Below are 1,203 nucleotides of genomic sequence, written 5' to 3'. Positions count from 1 at the left end.
ACGGTAATCATCCCTTAAATTAACTGACGTCAAAAGTAGAATTTTCTCGTACGATAAACGCAGGAGATTCTGCATATGAAAACATCAAAATTTAGTGACAGCCAAATTCTGGCGATTTTAAAACAAGCGGAGGCTGGCGCACCAGTTCCTGAGCTGTGCCGTGAACATGGCATGAGTTCAGCCACCTTTTACAAATGGCGCGCCAAATTTGGCGGGATGGATGCGTCGATGATGGCTCGCCTGAAAGAGCTGGAAACCGAAAATGCCCGGCTGAAAAAAATGTATGCCGAAGAGCGGCTCAAAGCCGAAATACTCAAAGAGGCTATCGAAAAAAAGTGGTGAAGCCGTCGCGCCGACGGGAGTTGGCGCAAAAGGCGGTGCGGGAGAAATCCATTTCGGTCACATTGGCCTGTGCGGTGTTTAGTATCAGTGAAACCTGCTACCGCTATCAGGCCCGTCTGAGTGATGAAAACGCACAAATTGCAGACTGGCTGCTGCGCTTAACGACCACGCACCGCAGCTGGGGATTTGGCATGTGTTTCTATTACCTGCGTAACGTTAAACGTTTTGGCTGGAACCATAAACGCGTGCTGCGGATTTACCGCGAGCTGGAGCTGAACTTAAGGATAAAACCCAAGAAGCGCCTCACCCGCGAAAAGCCTGAGCCGTTGGCGGTGCCGCAGATGAAGAATCAGTGCTGGTCGATGGATTTTATGCATGACCAACTGGAAGATGGTCGCAGCTTCCGCCTGCTGAATATCATTGATGATTTTAACCGGGAAGGCTTAGCCATTGAGGTCGACTTCTCGCTACCGGCAGAACGGGTAGTCAGGGTTCTCAATCAAGTCATTGAATGGCGTGGCAAACCCAAGGAAATTCGCAGCGATAACGGCCCAGAGTACATTGGTTCGGTGCTCAAAAACTGGGCAGAATCAAACGGAGTGACCCTGAAGTTTATTCAGCCTGGCAATCCCCAGCAAAATGCTTATGTGGAGCGCTACAACCGCACAGTCCGGTATGAATGGCTCAGCCAGTATTTATTTGCAAGTATTGCCGAGGTTCAGGACTATGCGACAGAATGGCTGTGGTTTTACAACAATGAACGGCCAAACAAAGCCTTGGGTGGCATACCACCGAAGTACAAAGACAATTTAATAACACAGGCTTCTACTTCAAGCGTCCATTAAAAATGGGATGATTACC

Annotated in this window: 1 protein-coding gene; it reads left to right on the top strand. The window is 49.0% G+C overall.

The window, feature by feature from the left end:
- Positions 1-75: 75 nt before the first annotated feature.
- Positions 76-1,187 (top strand): IS3 family transposase gene (locus tag ACFO3I_RS19090; RefSeq protein ID WP_377336813.1). Its coding sequence is split into 2 segments (ribosomal slippage): positions 76-337 and positions 337-1,187, totalling 1,113 coding nucleotides; the frame shifts between segments, so codons are not numbered across the junction.
- Positions 1,188-1,203: the final 16 nt, after the last annotated feature.

This window comes from Rheinheimera marina, from assembly GCF_042654345.1.
GTDB lineage: Bacteria > Pseudomonadota > Gammaproteobacteria > Enterobacterales > Alteromonadaceae > Pararheinheimera > Pararheinheimera marina.
The sequence above is the reverse complement of the archived record's forward strand: the minus strand, read 5'-3'. Positions and strand labels throughout refer to the sequence as shown.